Below are 21,477 nucleotides of genomic sequence, written 5' to 3'. Positions count from 1 at the left end.
CTAATTTAGGGCTAGATTTTTTATATTAATCTCTGCATTTTTTACACTCACATTTACAGTGACAATCATGATCATGATGATGATTATCGTCATCTGAATTTCTTCTACAATTTTCTCTAAAACAGTCTACTGTATCATCAAAAGCATCTTCTAAATCTTCTATTAAGTCTGCTATATCATCTTGATCATCTAAAGCTTTTAAAACATTTCTTATACCTTGAACTTGATTAGGTATAGCTTCATCATTAAATTCGTCTACAACATCACCTAAATTATCTATTATATCCATTAAGCAGTTAGTCAATTTATCAAGCTGACATTTTGCGTTAGCTACATCATCTCTTAATGCTAATAAATTAACATTATCAAAATTATCTAAGGCATTTTCTAAGTTATCTATAGCTTCTTCATTTTTATTATCTATTTGATCTATCAAGTTGTTAGTTCTTCTTATTTCATCTTGGCAAACCTTTGGTCTAGAACCTCCTCCATTATTACATCCGCAAATATGGTTTGGATTTGTCCAATGATGATTGCAATTATTATTCGTGCAATTACAATTACATCTATTATTACAGTTATTACATCTATTAAATTTTTTACAAATCATAATCAAAACACCAACCTTTTAAATTTAGTAAGAGTAAACCCCTTTAATCTTATATATGAAATAAAAGAAAATTTTGTGCTAAAAATTAAATTATTATGTAAAAAAATATACAAAAATAAAACATGTACTTTATGGTAAATGTATGTGCTATAATCATATTAATTATATTGAGGAAAATATAAAATTAGGAGTGAATAGATATGAAGGTATATGATTTAACTCAAAAATTACATGATGATATGTTAGTATATTCGAAAGGAACATGTCCAAATATAAAAAAAGTAGCAAATATAGAGAAGGATGGATATGAAGAAACTTTAATAAGTATGTATTCTCATAATGGAACTCATATAGATGCACCTAAGCATATGGATAGCAAGGGAAAAAGTTTAGATGAGATGGAAATAAATAATTTCCTAGGAAATGCTTTGCTTATAGATGTAAATAATATGAAAAAAATAGAACTAGATTATATTAAAAATTTTGAAAAAGATATATTAGAAAGTGATTTTATAATATTTAAATCAGGATGGAGTAAATATTTTAATAAAGATTTATATTATAAAAACTATCCTACACTAACTAAAGAGTGTGCAATTTATTTAGCAAATACATCTATAAAAGGTATAGGGATAGACATGCTATCAGTAGATACTTATGAATCAAATGATTTTGAAATTCACACTATACTATTTGAAAAAAGTAAAGTAATAGTAGAAAATTTAACTAATTTAGAAAGTTTACCAGAAAAATTTCTATTTATAGCTGCACCTTTAAAATATGATAATGCAGATGGTTCACAGGTAAGAGCTATAGGTATAGTTAATTATTAAAAAATAAGAAGTATTATAACTATAAAGTAAATCAAAAAAGTGAAAAATCAAAGGAAAATTAAAAGGATGTGAAAAATTGAAGATCTTTAAGAAAAGAAGTATATTGGTAGCATTAATAATAATCATAATACCAATATTATTATTAGTAGGGCTAATAAATAAATCACAAAATAATAAAAAAATAACTATAAAGCCACAAAATATAGAAGAAGATATTAAAAGTAATAAGAATATAAATATAGCATTATTTGGATTAGATAGAAGAAAAGATAATGAACCAGCTCGTTCTGATTCTATTATAATAGCAAGTATTGATTTAAAAAACAAAGAAGTTAATTTAGTATCGCTTTTAAGAGATACCTTAGTAGATATAAAAGGTCACAAAAAAGATAAATTAAATCATGCTTATGCATATGGAGGTGCAAAACTTGCACTTGATACTATAAATAAAAACTTTGATTTAGATATAGATAAGTACTTGGCCGTGGATTTTTATAGCCTAGCTAAGGTTATAGATATTATAGGTGGAGTTGATATAGATTTAAAAGATTATGAAGTTGAAGAGATAAATAAAAATCTAGTAGAATTAAATAAAATAGAAGAACTAGATAAAAAAGCTGATTACATAAAAGGAAGTGGAATTAAGACTTTAAATGGTCGCCAAGCTGTAGCCTATTCTCGAATAAGAAAAAAAGGTAATGGAGATTATGAAAGAACTGAAAGACAAAGAAATGTGTTAAAAGGACTTTTAAAAAAGTATGAAGAAAAAGAAAAGGATGAGCAATTTGAAATGGCTATGGCAATTATAGGAAAAGTTAGTACTAATATACCTATAAATGATATTAAAAAGCTTAAAAGTATTATTAATGAAAATATAAACTTCAAAGTAAGTCAGAATATGATTCCTTATGAGGGTAGCTTTAAGAGTACTACTTATAAAGGAATGTGGTGTATAGAAGCTAATATGGAGGATAATATAAAAGCTTTACATGAATATATTAAGTAAAAAGACCCTACGTCTGAAAAATTGACGTAGGGTTTTTTATAAATATATATTATATACTTACAATTAGCATAAATATTGGAATATAAATAAAAAATAACATACCGGTTAACATATAAGAAGATTTAGGGGTTAGACAAAAATAGTTAGATTGTATAAAATATAAAAATAAGAAGTAAGATATAAAACAAAGTGTATTCTTATTATATATCTTAAAATTTACAACAAAGGAAGAAAAACAAATGAAAAGATTTTTAAGTTTGTGTGTTGCTGGAAGTTATAGCATCTTAATAGGAGCGTGTGTTGGAGCTATCACATGGTTATTTTTAACTTTAATATTTAGTGGAATAAACTTGATATGGTATGACTTTATATTTAAGATTAATAATAACTACTTAGTTTTATTTGTATGTATTTTAGGTGGCATTATGGTAGGATTATGTCAAAAATATTTTGGGAAATATCCAAAAACAATGCCAATTGTTTTAAAGGAGTTTAAAGAAACCAAAAGAGTTGAGTATAAATCGTTGCATAAGTCAATAATATCAGCATTGATTATTCTTTGGTTTGGAGCGAGTCTTGGGCCAGAGGCAGCATTAAGTGGAATTGTAGGAGGATTAGTTACTTTATCCGGTGATTTACTTAAATATGGATTTAAAAGAAAAGAAATTGAAAATGATATAAATGAAATTTTAATTGAATCAAGTATAGAATCAACTATAGGTATCATATTTGCTGCTCCATTATATGGTTTTTATAGTTTAATAAGTAATAAAGATAAAATAAAAAAAGCTAAGACAATAGTATATGTATTAACTATATCCTCAGGTTTTTATGTATTTGATTTATTATCAAAACTTGATAATCGAGCATCATTTATAACAAGATTTTCAAAGGCTAATATAGGCAAAAGGGAACTATTATTTTTATACCTCTTTTAATAGTAGGATTGCTTTTAACATTGTATTATAAAAAAATGGGAAGTGTATTAAATAAGATACTAAAACCTTTAGATGATTATAAAGTAATAAAAGCAGTTTTAGGAGGGGGATTATTAGCAATATTAGGTATAACAATACCTTATATATTTTTCTCTGGAGAACATGAGTTAAAAGATATAATATTAAATTGGAAAAGTCTAGGATTAGCATGGCTTCTTATAATATGCTTTTTCAAGCTTTTAGCAACAGAGTTATGTATTTCAACAGGATGGATTGGAGGGCATCTTTTCCCTATAATGTTTTCTGGAATTACTATGGGGTTTGCTATCTCGATTATATTTGGAGTAGACCCAGTATTCTCAGCATGCGTAGTTGCTACTACTTTTTTAAGTGCGATAATGGAAAATTATATTGTAGCAATATTTTTACTTGTGTTATTTTTCCCAATAAATCTTGCTATTTTTATAATAATATCGGCAATATTAGGTGTTGAACTTATAAAAAAGTACAATTCAACACAAAATAATTTATTGAACTAATGACATAATGAAAGAATTATTAATGTAAATTAATATGTGTATAGTTTATTTAATTAAATATTTTATACATAATCTTATTTATAAATATATATAAAGGACAGAATAATTTTAAAAATTAAACTGTCCTTTTTTATATATTTGTAATTTGAATATCTAAAATAATTTAATTTAAAGTTTTAAAATATAATACACTTTGAATAGGATTTTTACTTATAAAAATGGTTCATCAAGAAGGCAAAAATAATTAAATAACTTAGTGTCTTAAAGTGTATATAAATTTTACACTATTTTAAGATTTATTTATGTAGCTTTTAGGATTTAAAGGATAACTTACTACTTTTAGTTCATAATGATTTTTTTCTCTATTATCTTTTTTAAAGTGAATTTCAGAAATTTCCATACCATTATAATTTTCATCCAATGCAGATATAAATTTACTCAAAAAGTTAGTTAAAGAATTAGTATCATTAACTAGACTTTTATCAAATGATAGAGCATCTATATTAAAAACTGACATGTTAGAATGATGCACAAAATGTTTATTAAACATGCAGTTACTACAAGTAGAAAAATTATCACAATTTATAACAGATTTAAAAGAGCATAGTAGTTTATCCACAAGCATCCCTCCTTTATATATATTTAGTTTATCATTTTAATTAAAACTCATACATAATAATATTTTTATAAAAAAAAGCTAGTCAATTGACTAGCTTTTAGTAATTACTATAATTTAAAACCTAAGTATATCTCAAATATAGCAGATATTATAAAATAAATTCCTATTATAAATGGAGTATAAAGTAATATCTGTATAGGATTTATAAATATTAATAAACCTAATATTACAAGACATATATTGTATAAAGTATTTGCATTAAACCCAAAAGTTTTTCTTTTAAATGATACTATAAATAGGTAAAGTCCTCTTACAAGTGCCCATATACCATATACAAATATTAATGAACTTGTAGTAGATATAGGGAATAACCATAATATAAGACCAAATAATACGTTTATAATACCACTAAAAATATAGTGAGATTTGTCTGTTGACTTAAATGCTCTAATTAATGTAAATATACCTGATACAATTAACATTATTCCAGCAATAGTTGTGAAATTAAAGTATGATTGTATTGGATTAGTAAAGAATAATACACCAATTATTCCAAGTAATATACCTTCTATAATAAGAAGAGCTTCAAGTTTTTTCATAAAGTACACCATCCTCTTATAGTATTATTCTTTTATTAAATTATTATAAATAATTATTTATACTTAATAAAAAAATTATACTTATATTGTTTGGGCTTTATATATATGGATCCATAGTTATAATATAAAAGTCCTTTTTTATATTATAACACAGAAAATTGTAAATATTTGTAAATGTAATATTCTAAATAATTAGAATTGTTATTAATGTAAATTTTTAAATTTAAAAATGATTGAAAGGACCTCTTTTATATAAATATTTAAGTTATATTATGGATTTTATCCTTAATTATATATATAATTAAAGATAAAATTAGGGAAAAGTTTTAAGTGGGAGTAATATATGATGGAAATTAAAAATGATTAGATTAATAATACATAAGGAGAAAATTATATGAAACAATTAAAACTATTAACAGAAATTCATTCTTTCGAAAACTTCAAAGAGTTTGTGGATGAATTTAAATTAGAAAAGAAGGATTTAATATTAACTCGTAGTTCTATATATAATGGATTTATAAAGGATTTAAACTTAGATTGTAATTTGGTTTTGCAAAATGAATATGGCAATGGAGAACCAAATGATGAAATGATAAATGGCATAATAAAAGATATAAAAGATTTAGATTATAAAAGAGTTATAGCTATAGGTGGTGGAACTGTTATAGATATAGCTAAATTGCTAATATTTAAAGATGTTGATGATTGTGTAGACTTATTTGAAAGAAAAGTAGAACTTGTAAAAGAAAAAGAACTTATAATAATACCAACAACTTGTGGAACTGGAAGTGAAGTTACAAATATATCTATAGCAGAAATAAAATCTAAAAACACTAAGCTAGGTTTAGCATGTGATGAATTAATTCCAGATTATGCAGTTTTAATACCAGAATTAATGAAGAACTTGCCTTTTAATGTATTTATGTCGAGTTCAGTAGATGCATTAATACATGCTATAGAATCTTTTGTTTCACCAAAATCAAATTCATTTACAGAGTTATTTGCTATAAAAGCAATTGAGATAATCATTAAAGGATACAAAGAAATTGTTGAAAATGGAAAAGAGTATAGAAAAAATTTATTAAAAGAATTTTTATTGGCTAGTAACTATGCAGGAATAGCATTTGGTAATACTGGAGTGGGAGCAGTTCATGCTATGAGTTACCCATTAGGTGGAGTTTATCATGTTCCTCATGGAGAGGCTAACTACCATATGTTTACAGAAGTATTTAAGCTTTATAATGAAAAAAATCCAAATGGAAAGATAAAAGAAGTAAATAAGGTATTAGCTCAAACCTTAGGATTAGATGATGAAAAAAATGTTTATTTTGAAATAGAAAAATTATTGAATAATTTATTAACTAAAAAACCACTTAGAGAATTTGGAATGAAGGAAGAAGAAATAAGTATATTTGCTCAAAGTGTTATAAATACACAACAAAGACTATTACAAAACAATTATGTAAAGATAAGTGAAGAAGAAATGAAAAACATATATATTAAATTATATTAATCAAAATATAATTAAAAGTCTCCTAAAAATAATTGGATTAATTTAATATTTGCAAAAAAGCTTATAGCAATTTATAATATTGAAGGTATACAATCAAATTAAGGAGACATACATGGGTAAATTTTATTATTTTTTTAGGACATCTACAGAACAAAATAATTTTGTTAACTTTGGAATTATACACATAATATTATTATTGATAGCTTTTTTTGGTAGTTTACTTATTATAAAATCAAAAAAGGAAAGTAGATTATTTGAAGTTTTTACTGGTAGTATATTATTAGTTCAACAATTAACATTATATCTTTGGTACTTTGTTGGAAACTATAATTTTATCAGAGAAGGTCTACCATTATTTCATTGTAGGATAGCAATACTTATGTTGGCAATAGGATTGATTTTTAAGAAAGATTTCATTTGCAAAATGGGATCTTATTGGGGAATGTTTGGTTCAATATCAGCATTAATATTTTTAGGGCTAGATCCTTTTTCATTCCCTCATATAACTCAATTCTCATATTTTATAGGTCATATACTATTACTTTGGGGGTCTGTTTATTTACTATTTGTAAAGAAAATAGGTATGAGTAAAGATGATTTTAAGAAAATACTTATTACAACAAATTTATATCATATAGTAATATTTTTTGTTGATAGAACGATAAATGCTAACTATGCATATATGAAATCATCACCTATTGGTATAGGCAATAATTTAAACCCATTTTTATATGGATTTATAGTTATGATGATTTTTAATATAGTTTTAAGTATAGAATATATAATTATAAATAAAAAAGAAGATAGCTCTGTAGAAGAATTTTATGAGGTTGCATAAATATTTTAAACAAAAGTACTGGGAATTAAAAATTTCCAGTACTTTTTTATTAATAAAATAGTATTTGATTTAATTAAATAATGTTTTAATATAAAAACATTATAAATGATTATGATATATTGAAAGTACCTTATTTATATGAGATAATAAAATGTATTAAGGAAGGAGAGGATTTTTTGAAAAAAAATAAATATTTTGAGAGTGTGTGTGAGCTTCTTGATAAATAAGGAGCAATAATAAAAGTCCTTATTTATCAAGAAGCCTTTTAAGAATAAAAGCTGATAAATAAAGGAGATAAAAATGAACACACAAACATATGAAAAATTACAATTAAACGAAGTTAAAGAGTTAGTTAAAATATATTGCGTAAGCTCACTTGGAAAAGAACTTATAGATAAATTAATGCCAAGTAGTAGCTATAAAGTAGTTAAAAGAAGGTTAAATGAAAATAATGAAGCTAGAAAAATAATAGAAAATAGCAATCATATACCTTTAGAAGGACTTTTTAATATAATGCCGATTATAGAAAAAGTAGAAAAAGGAATGATACTAGAGCCTACAGAACTTATACGTATTGAAGATTTTTTAAGAGGATGTAAAAAGATAAAATCTTTTATGATAGATAAAGAATTTTATTCCCCTGCATTAAGTTCTTATGCACTTAATATAACAGAGTGTAAAAGTATAGAGGAAGAAATTAAGTATTGTATAAAAGGAAATAAAGTAGATTCTAATGCTAGTAAAGAATTAAAAAAAATTAGAAGAAATATTGAAGTTGCTGAAGGAAAAATAAGAGAAAGATTAAACAAGTTTTTAACAGCATCAGGAAACAAAAAATATATACAAGAATTTATAATAAGTAAAAGAGATGAAAGGTATGTAATACCTATTAAAGCATCATATAAAAATGAGGTAGATGGTGTAGTATTAGATACATCATCAAAAGGAAATACAGTTTTTGTAGAACCTAATAGTGTCTCAAAATTTAGTATAGAGCTTATAACTTTAAAATCAGAAGAATCTATAGAAGAATACAAGGTACTTTCTTATTTAACAGACCTTATTTATGAAAAAATACAAAATATAAAAATAAATATAGAAATAATTGCAGAATATGATATGGTATTTGCAAAAGCTAAATATAGCGATTCTATAAAAGGAATAACACCTAAACTAAATAACTATGGATATATAAATATAATAAATGGAAAACATCCACTACTTAAAGGTGATGTGGTTCCTCTTAATTTTGTAATAGGTAAGGATTATAGAAGTTTAGTTATAACAGGACCTAATGCAGGAGGGAAAACTGTAGCTTTAAAAACAGTTGGAATTTTAACTCTTATGACTCAATGTGGATTTGATATATGTGCAGATAAAAATACTGAAATAAGCGTATTTGAGAAGATATTTGTTGATATAGGAGATAATCAAAGCATAGAGAATTCTTTAAGTACATTTTCATCTCACATACAAAATATAGCAAACATTATAAATGCGTCAAATAAGTCAACATTAGTATTATTTGATGAAATTGGGTCAGGAACTGAGCCTAATGAAGGTGCGGGTCTTGCAATATCAATACTTGAAGAGTTATATAAAATGGGATCTATAATTGTAGCATCAACTCATTATGCAGAGATTAAACATTTTGCAACAATGCATCCAGAGTTTGAAAATGCAGGAATGATGTTTGATAAAAATACATTAGAACCATTATATAAACTTACTATAGGTAAATCAGAGGATAGTAATGCTTTATTTATATCAAAGAAAATGGGTATAAGAAATAAAGTACTAAGTAGAGCGAAAAGATATATAGAAAGTAAGAATTACAACCTTGACTTAGTAGATAGAAATAAAATTAATAAAACAGAAGAAGCATTAGAAGTATTAAAAGGTATACCTAATTATGAAATGGGAGATAGAGTAAAATTACTAGATGAAGATGAATTTGCTATAGTATATGAAGGTGTAGATAAGTTTAACAACGTCAAGGTATTGTATAATGAAGAGATAATAGATGTAAATATAAAAAGAATTAGCTTAAATCTAAAAGCTATTGATTTATACCCTAGAGATTATGATTTAAATTCTTTATTTGTAAGTTACAAGGAAAGAAAATTAGAGAAAGATATAAAAAGAGGCTCTAAAAAAGCTTTAAAGAAGATACAAAAAGATATAAAAAATAATAGGTTATAACAAAAACTCCCTAGAAATAGGGAGTTTTTTATTATAAAAGTAACTATGAAGATAGTTTGATATATAAAGAATAATTAAATAAAAATGTAAAATATGACAAAATTTAAAAATATGATAAAATATAAACTGTAAGAAGTTTAGGAATATCTATACAAAAAAGAAAGGATATATTTTGGGGGGAGTAAAAATAAGAAAAATAATATATATAATCATAGCTATTGCTACATGTATATCATTATCATATGGGGCACATAAACAAAATATAAAAAATGAGATTATGCAAATAGAAAGTAAAATTAAAAAAAATACATATGATAAACAATATAATAAAGCAATAGATATCTTAAAAAATGAATTTTCAAAAATAAAGCCTAAAGATTACAACATAGTATGTGAATATATAATTCAAATGACTGATTATATTAGAAATACAGAAAGAGGATTAAAAGAAGTTATAAACATACTAACTACAATGGAACAAAGTAAGCATTTATCAATAAATTCTAAATTTATAGTATCCAGTAAACTTCAAAGTGCGTATTTACTAGAACAAAACTATGCAAAAGCATCTAGATATATATTAAACACGCTAATATTATCTAAAAAAATGAATGATAAATTTAATGAAGCTAAATGCTTAGTAGATCTAGGTGTATTGTTTTCGGAGATAGAAGGTGAAAGCACCGGAATAAAGAGTATAAAAGATGGACTTGATATAAAAATTAATGATGAATATAAAAATAAATTTATACAAGTGTATGGAAATTTAAACATAGCTGAAATATATTTAAAAAACAATGAGTATAGTAATGCAAAAAAATACATAGAAGAGGTAGAAAAATATAGTAATTATATAGATGTAAATGAATATTATGATTTAAATATATTGATATATACTATAAAATCTTCAATTTATTTATCAGAAAATAATTCAAAACAAGCAAAGATATATTTAGATAAATCTAAAGAACTGTTAAATAATGAAAAGTTAATGGTGGGAAATAGAAAAACTATATATCAACTTGCTACGGGTAAATATTATGAGGCTATTGGAGATATTGATAGTGCTGTATATACATATAAAGAAGTACTTAAAGAAGATGAATATGAAAAAAATAGAGAACAGGACATAAGGTATGCCTTAACAAGATTAATAAAATTATTAGAAGAACAAAAAAAATATAATGAAGCGAATTTATATACAGATAAGTTACTTGAGGTAATAAAAGAATCTGAAGACAATAAATACAAAGATTATTCATATTATATAATAGAACAAGCTAGTAAAGAGTACAAGTTAGAGAAGGAAAATAATATGATAAAGTTTCTATTTATAATAATACTATTTGGAAGTATTATATTTGTCGTAATACATAGGTATAATAAAAATAGGTTAATAAGTATGAAACATTTAACATTACAAGATAAACTGACAAATACATACAATAGAGCTTATTTTGATAGTAAATATGAGGAGCTATTGGATAAAAATATAAAATTCTCTATAGTAATGATAGATATAGATAATTTTAAATATATAAATGATACTTATGGGCATCAATTTGGAGATGAAGTTTTAAAAGTTATAACTAATACCATAAAAAAATTATTGCAAGAACACACTTATTTATGTAGGTATGGTGGAGAAGAATTTGTAATAATATCCTGTTATAAAATAAAAGAAGAAGTATTACTTTTAGCTGAAATGATTAGGTCTTCAGTAGAAGGTATAAGTTGGAGCAAGGATATAAAAACAACTGTAAGTATAGGAGTGGCTTTTTCAAATATACATTATGAAAATACCTTAAAAAAATCAGATGAAAATATGTATAAAGCTAAAAATACAGGAAAAAATAAAGTTGTTGTGGATAACGATAAGAAATAATAATTTAAATTAAAAAGCATGTTAGTTGATATTACCTAACATGCTTTTTAATTTATTCGCTTAAAGTACTAACTTCATTTTCATCATAACTTATCCAGTCACTAAAACTTCCAGGATATACTTTATGGCATATACCAACTTCACTAAGAGCTAAACTATTAGGACAAGCTGTTATACCAGAACCACAATAAACTATAATTTCCTTATAATCATTTAACTTTTCAAAGTGTCTTTTTAAATCATCTAAACATTTTAAGTTTATAAACTCATTGTCCTTATTTAATACATCCATCCAAAAATAGTTCTTGGCACTAGGTATATGTCCAGCTTTTTTATCTACTGGCTCAAATTCACCTAAGTATCTTTTATATTCTCTGGAATCTATGATAGCAATATCCTTATTATATAATCTCTCTTTTACATAATTCATATCAACTCTCATATTATTGTTTACAGTAGCTTTAAAGTTACCTATTTTAGTTTTTGGTATTTCATTAGTAATTTCTCCACCAATGCTTTTAAATTCATTTATACCTCCGTTTAAAACATAAACTTTATCATGACCTAGATACTTTAATATCCACCATAATCTAGAAGGCCCTGCTAAATCACCCTCATCATATGCTACAACTATAGAATTATTATCTATCCCTATACTTTTAAAGGTATTTACTAGGTCATCTACACTAGGAAGAGGATGTCTACCACCATGGATTTTAACCTCACTAGATAGCTGATTTTCTATATCAACTCTTACTGCATTTTTTATATGGCTCTCATTGTAGCTTTTTTTACCGTATTCTTTGTCCATTAAGTCAAACCTACAATCCACTATAACTAAGTCTTTATTATCCATATTTTCTTTTAACCAATTAGGGCTAACTAAATTTGTCATAAATATTCCTCCTAGTACTAATATAAAATTATTAAGTTAAATACTACACTTACATTTATAAATATATACATATAGACAATAAAATTCAATATATTACTAAATTTACTTAATATATTGAAAATAATTACTTTTGGGTAAATATGTAAAAACATTAAAAAAAAATTATATTTATGTTAGAATATAGATGAAACGTTAATTAGATATCAAAAATAAAATAACTGACAATGAATCATTAGGAGGCAAACGTTATGAATATTTCTTCAAGAATAAAATCAGTACCAGCTTCTACTATAATGGAATTATTAACTTATTCAGCAGAAGCCAAGAAAAAAGGAAAAAAGGTTTATCATCTTAATATAGGTCAACCCGATATAATAACACCTAAAAGTTTCTTTGAAGCTATTTCAAGTAACAAAGAAGATGTATTAGAGTATGCTTTATCAGAAGGGTTAGACGAACTTAGAGAAGCTATAAAAAGATACTATAATGAATATAATATAGATTTTGAAAAGGAAGATATACTTATATTAAATGGTGGTAGTGAAGCATTATTTTTCTGCATGATAGCTTTATGTAATGAAGGAGACAATATATTAATACCAGAACCATTTTACTCAAACTACAATAGTTTTGCAAATTCAGTAGGTGTTGAGATCAAGCCAATAACTACACTTGCAGAAAATGGTTTCCACTTACCTAAAAAGGAAGAAATAGTAGAAAAGATAGACTCAAAAACTCGTGCTATATTATTCTCAAACCCAGGCAATCCAACAGGAGTAGTTTACTCTAAGGAAGAAATAAAAATGATTAGTGATATAGCTAAAGAACATGATTTATGGATAATAGCAGACGAAGTTTATAGAGAGTTTGTATATGATGGAGAATATACTAGTTTAGGAAGTGTTAAAGAAGTAGAAGATAGAGTTATAATAGTTGACAGTGTATCTAAAAGATATAGTGCTTGTGGAGCTAGAATAGGATCACTAGCATCTAAAAATAAAGAATTTATGGCACAAATATTAAAATTATGTCAAGCTAGGCTATCAGTACCTACTTTAGAGCAAATAGGAGCTGTAGAACTTTATAAAACTGATAAATCTTATCTACAAGATGTGAATAAAGAATATAAGGAAAGAAGAGACGTATTATATAATGAACTTGTAAAAGTACCTGGAGTTATATGTAAAAAACCAACTGGTGCATTTTATATAGTTGCTAAATTACCAGTTAAAAGTGCTGATGATTTTGTAAAATGGTTATTGAAAGATTTTGATATAGATGGAGAAACAGTTATGCCTTGTCCTGCTGAAGGATTTTATGCAACAGAAGGTCTTGGAAAAGATGAGATAAGACTTGCATATATATTAAATAAAGAAGATTTAGCTAAGGCATCTAAAATTTTAAAAGAAGGATTAGAAGCATATTTAGAACTTGATAAATAAATAAATAAAAAGGGTTTATATAGATTAATATATAAGCTCTTTTTTATTTAAAATAAAGTTATACATTTAAATTTAGGTAAGTAGCTTGTATATAAACAATAGTAATATTTTATTTTAAGTTAATGATAAATAATATTAATTTAAAATTGATATCTAATGATATAATATAAAGGGAAGTATTAAAATGTAAAAATCATATATGAACTAGGAGACATTTTATGAGGAGAAAGAGTGATATAAAAATAATAGATTTTATATTAATACAAGTAATATCATTTTTAATAGTACTAACCTTTAATTATAAGTATATAGGTATTCTTATGAATCTATCTATATATGATGATAGAAATAAGGTATTTATTATTTGTACTCAGGTAATATCTATAATAATTTTATTATTATATTTAGGGATATCAATAGATGATATAAAAAAATCTTACATAGATTTCAAAGAAAAATTAGACATAAAAGAAATAATAGGACGATATATAAACTCCATTATGTTAAGCTTAGGAGTTACATTGCTATTAATATCTATAGCTATGTTAACTTATAAACCATATGAAAATAGCTTATTAACATCATCAGGTGATCCAATATATACAGGAAATATTATTATAATGATAGTAAGTGTAGCAATAATAGGACCAATATTAGAAGAAATAATATTTAGGAAAGTATTATTTATCAGTATATCTAAAAAATATAATTATAAAATTGGTATATTAATATCATCTATTTTATTCGGAATAGGTCATAGCATAGATAAATCTATACTTGCAAGTTTGTTTGGAGGGGTGCTTTGTATATTATATATAAAATATGAAAATATCTTAATTCCAATTTTTTTACATATTATAAATAACTCAATGTCTATAGTTTTAAAGTTACCACAAGAATCTAAGATAAATAAAAATATAGATATGACTACATCAACAATACATATGTACTTGATTTTAGGATTGGTCATAACGACACTTTCTGTATACTACTACATAAGATTTATAAATCTAAATAAAAAATATATTAAATAATAATAGTGCTAATATATATGAAGATTATAAAATATCTTTAGAAAAAGACTATATAAAAAGGAGATTATCTAATGTAGAAAAAGGGAATAAATAACGTATATATTTTATAAGGAGTGATAAGTTTGATAAAAAAGGCAACTTTTGCAGGTGGATGTTTTTGGTGTATGGTAAAACCTTTTGATAAATATGATGGAGTACTTAAAGTTGTATCAGGATATACTGGAGGACACACGAAAAATCCTACATATGAAGAAGTTTGTAGTGATAAAACAGGCCACATAGAGGCTATAGAAGTTACTTATGATGATGAAGTAATAAGTTATGATGAACTTTTAGATATATATTGGAAACAAATAGACCCAACAGATAGTTATGGTCAATTTAATGATAGAGGAGAAAAATATAAAACTGTAATATTTTATCATGATAAAGAGCAAAAAGAGATTGCTACTAGATCAAAGAAAAAACTAGAAAATAGTAAGGTATTTGATTCTGAAATAGTTACAGAGATAAGAGAAGCTACTAAATTTTACGAAGCGGAAGACTATCATCAAGATTATTATAAGAAAAATCCAAATCATTACTATATGTATTATGTAGGATCAGGTAGATATAAGTTTATAAAGGAAAATTGGGATAAAAATAATTTTAATAGAGAAGAACTAAAAAAGAAACTAACTCCAATTCAATTTGAAGTAACACAAAATGATAAGACTGAACCTGCATTTAAAAATAAGTATTTTGATAATAAAGAAGAAGGTATATATGTAGATATAGTAAGTGGTGAAGTTTTATTTTCATCAAAAGATAAATTTGATTCAGGATGTGGATGGCCAAGTTTTACAAAGCCAGTAAATAAAAATTCTATAATGGAAAAAAGTGATTTTTCTCATGGTATGTTCAGAACAGAAGTTAGAAGTAGCAAGGCCAATTCTCACTTAGGTCATGTATTTGATGATGGCCCTAAAGAAAAAGGTGGTCTTAGATACTGCATAAATTCAGCATCCTTAAACTTTATACCTAAAGAGAAAATGAAAGAAGAAGGATATGAAGACTATTTAAGCTTGTTTGAATAAGAGTCTTAGGTAATAAGGATTTTAAATTACAACAAAATTAAATATTAACTAAACTTTTTATAAACAAGAAATTTTATAAAGACATAAGACTAATATAAAAAATACCCTAGTAAGCTAGGGTATTTTTTACCATTTTTTAGACCAATCGCAGTAATGGTATTCATCTTTCCATATAAAATCAGTTGTTATTTTAAAATTACCATAATATTCAAATGAATTATAATAGATGTTAACAACACTAAATTTAGTAGATAAATCCTTATCAATTATTACATTATACCCATCTACTTTAAATATATTATCATTTTCTTTTGCCTCATCCAGAGCCAAGTCAAATATAGGTCCATGTCATGCAATTTCTTTTAAATAAAGTCTTATATTTTTTTAATCAACATTATACTCTATAAATAAATTATCTAACGCATTTTTTGCTAAATCGGTTATATTTATAATCATAAGCCCTCCTAAAATTAATTTATTATGAATTATTATATCTTAGTTAATATAATATTATTGTTTTTATCGTCATATTTTATAGTATAATGACTTAATATTATAAGTATTTGATGTAAACCTACACTAGAAATTATACCCATAGAATTTAAGAATGAAACGTTTCCTATTTCAGATATTATTGGTGCAAAACCTATAAATCCTAAAAATGCCGAATCATCTATATTATTTTCTAGGGTATATTTGCATCTGTTTCGTTGTGCATGCGTTATATTAATATTGTTAAGCAACTTTAAAGAATTTACAATTTTAAAATTACTAACTACAATTTTATTTTCGCTATCGTTAAGGGCTATATCTAGATCTTTTTTTGATGAAACTATTTTCATAAAGCACAATCCTTTCTAAAAGTTTATAATTATTATATAATGTTGTATAAGTGATATACAATAAATTTACAAAATATATGGCAAGGAGTAAAGGGTATGATAAAATTAATCGGTTCAGATATGGATGGGACACTACTTGACTCAAATAAATGTGTTGATAAAGAATTTTATGAAGTTTTAGAACAACTTAATTCTAATAACATACTATTTGCAGCAGTAAGTGGTAGGGAAATACAGTCTTTAACTAATATATTTAAGAAAGAAATAATAGATAATATAATACTTGCACCTAACAATGGAAATTTAGTTGTCTATAAGGGCGAAGTTTTATATGAAAATTATATAGATAAGAAAAATTAAAAAGTATATCAAACATTATAAGAAAATATGCTAATCATAATACTATATTTTGTGGAAAAGAAAAAACATATAGTGAAAGTTTAAAGGTTAAGATAGCTTGTAAAGCATGGAATACAGATGTTGAGGTTGTAGAAGATATAACCAAGATAAATGATAGTATAATGAAGGTTAGTGTTTTTGCAGATGAAAATATAATAAAAGACGTGTTAACAAATATTAAAGATTATAAGAAAGATTTAAGTATATCTATGTCTGGGCCTAATAGTCTAGATATATGTGAATCTAATGGAAATAAAAAGCAAGCTATAAAAGTAATACAAAAAAAATTTAATATATCATATGAAGAAACTATGGTATTTGGAGATCATATGAATGATTTAGAGATGATGGAATCGGCTTACTATAGTTTTGCAATGGGAAACGCAGAGGATAAAATAAAAGAAAAAGCAAGGTTTGTAACAAAAACCAATGATGAAAATGGAGTTATAGAAGCTATAAAAGAATTAGCTATAGGAAATGAAGCTTTTGCTTAATATTTAAATTTAAAGGTCATTCTAAAAAATATTTAGAATGACTTTTTTTATTAAAAACAGTAAATATATTTTAAGTTAAATAAAATCGAACTTACTTTTTAAATGGAAAATAAACGTTAGTATATATAACGAATTTTATTGTCTAGAATGGCTAAAATATGGTATAATTAATCAAAACTAATACAAATTGGGGAGGAAATATGTTTACACTTACAGACATTGTTCAACCGACAACAATAGAAGAAGCATATGCCATATTAATGAAAAGAAAAAATAATCAGATAATAGGTGGAAGTGCTTTTTTAAGGATGGGTAAAAAAAGAATAGGCACAGGAATAGAGTTATCTAATTTAAATCTAGATTATATAAAAGAAGATGAAGATTATGTTGAAATAGGTGCTATGACAACATTTAGAGAATTAGAAACTAGTGATATAATAAAAAATAACTTTGGTGATATTTTAAACCACAGTGTAAGAGATATAATAGGAGTTCAATTTAGAAGTGTTGTAACTGTAGGTGCTACAGTATTTTCTAAGTATGGATTTTCTGATTTAATAATAGCTCTACTTTGTTTAGATACTGAAATAGAGACTTTTAGTAAAGGAAGAATGACTTTAGATAAATTTTTAGATAAAGGTTATGAAAAAGATTTATTAACTAAGATATACATAAAAAAGAATAATAAAAAAGCATCATATAAATCTTTAAGAAATGCTAAAAGTGACTATCCAATAGTAAATGTAGCAGTATCAAAATTAGATAATACATTTAAAATATGTATAGGAGCTAGACCTCAAGTTGCAAAAGAAGCAAAAAATGCAAGTGAGTTTTTATCGAACAATAATATAACTGATGAAAATATAGATAAGGCTGTACAAATAGCAGTTGATGAATTATCTTTTGGAACTAATATGAAAGCATCTAAAGAATATAGATATGCTATGGCTAGGGTACTTATAAAAAGAGCTATAATGGAGGTTATATAATGTTAGTAGAACTTAAAGTAAATGGTAAAAAAAGAAAAGTTGACATAGAATGTGAAGAGTATTTAGTAGACACTTTAAGAAAATTAGGGAACTTAAGTGTAAAAAGAGGCTGTGATACAGGATGCTGTGGCTTATGTTCTATATGGATAGATAAAAAGCCAGTACTATCTTGTGCAACTTTAACAGTTAGAGCTATAAATAAAGAGATAACAACAATAGAAGGATTAGAAAAGGAAGCTAGTGACTTTGCTAAGATATTAGTTAGTGAAGGTTCTGAACAATGTGGATTTTGTTCACCAGGATTTATAATGACAGTAATAGCAATGAAAGAAGAATTAAACAATCCTACAGAAGAGGATATAATACACTACTTAACTGGAAATCTATGTAGATGTACAGGGTATATGGGACAGCTAAGAGCAGTTAAAACTTATCTGGGGGTAAATTAAATGAAGATAATAGGTAAAAGTATAGGTAAAATAGACGGAATGGCAATAGCTACAGGAAAACCAGTATATACAGACGATTTAGCATCAAAAGATGCTTTAGTTGTAAAAATACTAAGAAGCCCGTATGCATATGCGAAAATAAAAAATATAGACACTAAAAGAGCTTTATTAGTAGATGGAGTGGAATGTGTACTTACATATAAAGATGTACCAGATACTAGGTTTACACTAGCAGGTCAATCTTACCCAGAGCCATCGCCATATGATAGATTAATACTTGAAGATACTGTTAGATATGTAGGAGATGAAGTTGCAATAGTTGCTGCTAAGGATGAAAAAACAGCAGTTAAAGCTATGAATATGATAAAAGTAGAATATGAAGTACTAGAACCAGTACTTGATTTTGAAAAGGCAACTGAAACTAATATATTAGTTCATGATGAAGAGAGACATTGCAACTTTGATATAGGTATGATTAGAGAGAAAAATATAGTATCAACTCATAATTATACTAAAGGAGATGTAGAAAAAACTTTAAATGAATGTGACGTAGTTATAGAAGAAACATATTATACTCAATCACAACTTCATTCTATGATGGAAACTTATAGATCTTATAATTACCTAGATCATATGGGAAGATTGGTAGTAGTAAGTTCTACACAAATACCATTTCATGTTAGGCGACATCTATCGAGAGCTTTAAACATACCATCTAGTAAGATAAGAGTTATAAAACCAAGAATAGGTGGTGGTTTTGGAGGTAAGCAAACTGCTTGTGTTGAAATATTTAGTGCAATAGTTACACTTAAAACTGGAAAACCAGCCAAAATACTTTATGACAGAAAAGAAACTCAAAATTGTTCAACTAGTAGACATGCTATGAAATTAAATGTTAAAATAGGTGCCACTAAAGATGGAATAATAAAAGTTATAGATATAGATGCATTATCTGATACTGGTGCTTATGGAGAACATGCATCAACTACATTTGGATTAGTAGGTGAAAAAACTATGCCAATGTACAATAAATTAGAAGCATCTAGATTTAAAGGGCATGTAGTATATACTAATAAAATGCCAGCAGGAGCATTTAGAGGATATGGTGCTACTCAAGGATGTTTTGCAGTAGAGTCTACTATAAATAAATTAGCAAAAGAGATAAATATGGACCCAACTGAACTTAGGCTTAAAAATATAGTAAATGAAGGAGAAATTTCATTTGCATATGATAAGACTTTAAATTCAGTAGATCTAAAAGAGTGTATAGAAAAAGGGAAAAATCTTATAAAATGGAATGAAAAATACCCATCTAAAGACTTAGGAAATGGAAAAGTTAGAAGTGTTGGTATGGCACTTACTATGCAAGGTTCTGGAATTGCAGGGATAGATACAGCAAGTGCTGAAATAAGATTAAACGATGACGGAAATTATACATTACTAGTAGGCTCAACGGATATGGGTACGGGAAGTGACACTATACTTTCTCAAATGGCTTGTGAAATACTTGAAACTACCATGGATAAAATAACTGTAATAGCAGCAGATACAGATGTAGTTCCATATGATCCAGGTTCATATGCATCATCTACAACATATGTAACAGGTATGGCAGTAGTAAAAGCTGCTAATGAACTTAGAAATAAAATAATGAGTTTAGGAGCAACTAGACTTGGTGTAGATAAAGAAGATGTAGAGTTTGATGGGGAAAAAGTATTTACAGAAAATAAGTCTATATTAGTATTTGATATAGCTGTTGACTGTACCGTAGGGCCTGAAAAAAATCAATTAGTGGGATGTGCATCTCATGGTAGCCCTGTTTCACCTCCTCCATTTATAGCAGGATTTGTAGAAACTGAAATAGATAAAGAAACCGGTAAAGTTGATGTAATAGATTATGTAGCAGTAGTAGACTGTGGAACTGTTATAAATAAAAATCTTGCTAAAGTTCAAGTTGAAGGTGGAATAGTACAAGGTATAGGACTTGGATTATTTGAAGAAATAAGATATACGGATAAAGGTAAAATGGATACTAATACATTTATGCAATATAAAATACCAGCTAGATGCGATGTAGGTAATATAATAGTTGATTTTGTAGAAACTCATGAACCAACAGGTCCATTTGGAGCTAAGTCTGTTGGAGAGGTTGTTGTAAATACTCCAGCACCGGCTATACAAGATGCTATATACAATGGTGTAGGTGTTAGAATAAATGATTTACCAATGACTCCAGAAAAAATATTTATGACTATGAATAAATAATTGTAAATAT

Annotated in this window: 20 protein-coding genes and 1 pseudogene; 15 read left to right on the top strand and 6 right to left on the bottom strand. The window is 25.7% G+C overall.

Translation table 11 applies throughout. The features are described from left to right. Positions 1-25: 25 nt before the first annotated feature. Positions 26-610 carry a nucleotide exchange factor GrpE gene (gene grpE, locus FRIFI_RS08355; protein ID WP_166505595.1) on the bottom strand — a complete coding sequence of 195 codons (585 nt, stop codon included), beginning with the start codon at positions 608-610 and terminating at the stop codon, positions 26-28. A 200-nt stretch (positions 611-810) separates the two neighbouring features. Between grpE and FRIFI_RS08350 the strand changes: the two genes are divergently transcribed. The 4 genes from FRIFI_RS08350 to FRIFI_RS08335 all read left to right on the top strand — a co-directional run bounded on the left by FRIFI_RS08350 (position 811) and on the right by FRIFI_RS08335 (position 3,926). Further along, a complete protein-coding gene (locus FRIFI_RS08350) occupies positions 811-1,443 on the top strand; it encodes a cyclase family protein (RefSeq protein ID WP_166505594.1) in 633 nt (210 codons plus the stop codon). Between the two features lie 76 nt (positions 1,444-1,519). After that, positions 1,520-2,449 (top strand): LCP family protein, encoded by a 930-nt coding sequence (locus FRIFI_RS08345; RefSeq protein WP_166505593.1) that lies wholly within the window; start codon positions 1,520-1,522, stop codon positions 2,447-2,449. Between the two features lie 239 nt (positions 2,450-2,688). After that, positions 2,689-3,387: a chloride channel protein gene (locus FRIFI_RS08340; RefSeq protein WP_166505592.1), complete on the top strand. Its 699-nt coding sequence runs from the start codon at positions 2,689-2,691 to the stop codon at positions 3,385-3,387. A gap of 35 nt (positions 3,388-3,422) precedes the next feature. Then, positions 3,423-3,926 carry a chloride channel protein gene (locus FRIFI_RS08335; RefSeq protein WP_166505591.1) on the top strand — a complete coding sequence of 168 codons (504 nt, stop codon included), beginning with the start codon at positions 3,423-3,425 and terminating at the stop codon, positions 3,924-3,926. Between the two features lie 289 nt (positions 3,927-4,215). On the opposite strand, the gene FRIFI_RS08330 is transcribed toward FRIFI_RS08335, so the two are convergent. Together FRIFI_RS08330 and FRIFI_RS08325 are read right to left on the bottom strand one after the other, a co-directional pair. Next, a complete protein-coding gene (locus FRIFI_RS08330; protein WP_166505590.1) occupies positions 4,216-4,545 on the bottom strand; it encodes a hypothetical protein in 330 nt (109 codons plus the stop codon). A 107-nt stretch (positions 4,546-4,652) separates the two neighbouring features. Beyond that, a complete protein-coding gene (locus tag FRIFI_RS08325; protein ID WP_166505589.1) occupies positions 4,653-5,144 on the bottom strand; it encodes an HdeD family acid-resistance protein in 492 nt (163 codons plus the stop codon). Between the two features lie 394 nt (positions 5,145-5,538). Between FRIFI_RS08325 and FRIFI_RS08320 the strand changes: the two genes are divergently transcribed. The 4 genes from FRIFI_RS08320 to FRIFI_RS08305 all read left to right on the top strand — a co-directional run bounded on the left by FRIFI_RS08320 (position 5,539) and on the right by FRIFI_RS08305 (position 11,582). Further along, entirely contained in the window at positions 5,539-6,657 is a 1,119-nt protein-coding gene (locus FRIFI_RS08320) for a 4-hydroxybutyrate dehydrogenase (RefSeq protein WP_166505588.1), read from the top strand. A gap of 112 nt (positions 6,658-6,769) precedes the next feature. After that, entirely contained in the window at positions 6,770-7,495 is a 726-nt protein-coding gene (locus FRIFI_RS08315; protein ID WP_092925334.1) for a YwaF family protein, read from the top strand. Between the two features lie 300 nt (positions 7,496-7,795). Further along, complete coding sequence (locus tag FRIFI_RS08310) at positions 7,796-9,697, top strand: endonuclease MutS2 (protein ID WP_166505587.1); 1,902 nt, start codon at positions 7,796-7,798, stop codon at positions 9,695-9,697. 172 nt (positions 9,698-9,869) lie between these two features. Next, positions 9,870-11,582 carry a GGDEF domain-containing protein gene (locus tag FRIFI_RS08305; RefSeq protein ID WP_166505586.1) on the top strand — a complete coding sequence of 571 codons (1,713 nt, stop codon included), beginning with the start codon at positions 9,870-9,872 and terminating at the stop codon, positions 11,580-11,582. A gap of 52 nt (positions 11,583-11,634) precedes the next feature. On the opposite strand, the gene FRIFI_RS08300 is transcribed toward FRIFI_RS08305, so the two are convergent. After that, positions 11,635-12,477 (bottom strand): sulfurtransferase, encoded by an 843-nt coding sequence (locus FRIFI_RS08300; RefSeq protein ID WP_166505585.1) that lies wholly within the window; start codon positions 12,475-12,477, stop codon positions 11,635-11,637. Positions 12,478-12,725: 248 nt separating this feature from the next. Here FRIFI_RS08300 and FRIFI_RS08295 point away from each other — a divergent pair, with 248 nt between their 5' ends. From FRIFI_RS08295 to msrA, 3 genes are all read left to right on the top strand, one after another. After that, positions 12,726-13,919 carry a pyridoxal phosphate-dependent aminotransferase gene (locus tag FRIFI_RS08295; protein WP_092925342.1) on the top strand — a complete coding sequence of 398 codons (1,194 nt, stop codon included), beginning with the start codon at positions 12,726-12,728 and terminating at the stop codon, positions 13,917-13,919. A gap of 218 nt (positions 13,920-14,137) precedes the next feature. Beyond that, positions 14,138-14,953 (top strand): CPBP family intramembrane glutamic endopeptidase, encoded by an 816-nt coding sequence (locus FRIFI_RS08290; RefSeq protein WP_092925344.1) that lies wholly within the window; start codon positions 14,138-14,140, stop codon positions 14,951-14,953. Positions 14,954-15,075: 122 nt separating this feature from the next. Then, positions 15,076-16,029 (top strand): peptide-methionine (S)-S-oxide reductase MsrA, encoded by a 954-nt coding sequence (gene msrA, locus FRIFI_RS08285; RefSeq protein ID WP_166505584.1) that lies wholly within the window; start codon positions 15,076-15,078, stop codon positions 16,027-16,029. A gap of 126 nt (positions 16,030-16,155) precedes the next feature. Here the strand turns inward: msrA and FRIFI_RS08280 are convergent, their stop codons facing one another. Together FRIFI_RS08280 and FRIFI_RS08275 are read right to left on the bottom strand one after the other, a co-directional pair. Next, entirely contained in the window at positions 16,156-16,359 is a 204-nt protein-coding gene (locus FRIFI_RS08280) for a hypothetical protein (RefSeq protein WP_092925346.1), read from the bottom strand. A gap of 158 nt (positions 16,360-16,517) precedes the next feature. Further along, positions 16,518-16,871 carry a hypothetical protein gene (locus tag FRIFI_RS08275; RefSeq protein ID WP_166505583.1) on the bottom strand — a complete coding sequence of 118 codons (354 nt, stop codon included), beginning with the start codon at positions 16,869-16,871 and terminating at the stop codon, positions 16,518-16,520. A 114-nt stretch (positions 16,872-16,985) separates the two neighbouring features. Here FRIFI_RS08275 and FRIFI_RS15400 point away from each other — a divergent pair. From FRIFI_RS15400 to FRIFI_RS08250, 4 genes and pseudogenes are all read left to right on the top strand, one after another. After that, positions 16,986-17,764 (top strand): annotated as a pseudogene (locus FRIFI_RS15400) (HAD family hydrolase); the annotation flags it as partial. A 200-nt stretch (positions 17,765-17,964) separates the two neighbouring features. Next, entirely contained in the window at positions 17,965-18,753 is a 789-nt protein-coding gene (locus tag FRIFI_RS08260) for an FAD binding domain-containing protein (protein WP_092925352.1), read from the top strand. Continuing rightward, complete coding sequence (locus FRIFI_RS08255) at positions 18,753-19,202, top strand: (2Fe-2S)-binding protein (RefSeq protein ID WP_092925355.1); 450 nt, start codon at positions 18,753-18,755, stop codon at positions 19,200-19,202. The genes FRIFI_RS08260 and FRIFI_RS08255 overlap by 1 nt, the downstream gene beginning before the upstream one ends. Continuing rightward, a complete protein-coding gene (locus tag FRIFI_RS08250) occupies positions 19,203-21,467 on the top strand; it encodes a xanthine dehydrogenase family protein molybdopterin-binding subunit (protein ID WP_166505581.1) in 2,265 nt (754 codons plus the stop codon). It begins immediately after the preceding gene. Positions 21,468-21,477 lie beyond the last annotated feature (10 nt).

The organism is Romboutsia hominis (assembly GCF_900002575.1).
GTDB classification, from domain to species: Bacteria; Bacillota; Clostridia; order Peptostreptococcales; family Peptostreptococcaceae; genus Romboutsia_C; species Romboutsia_C hominis.
This window is presented reverse-complemented; position numbering and strand designations above follow the sequence as displayed.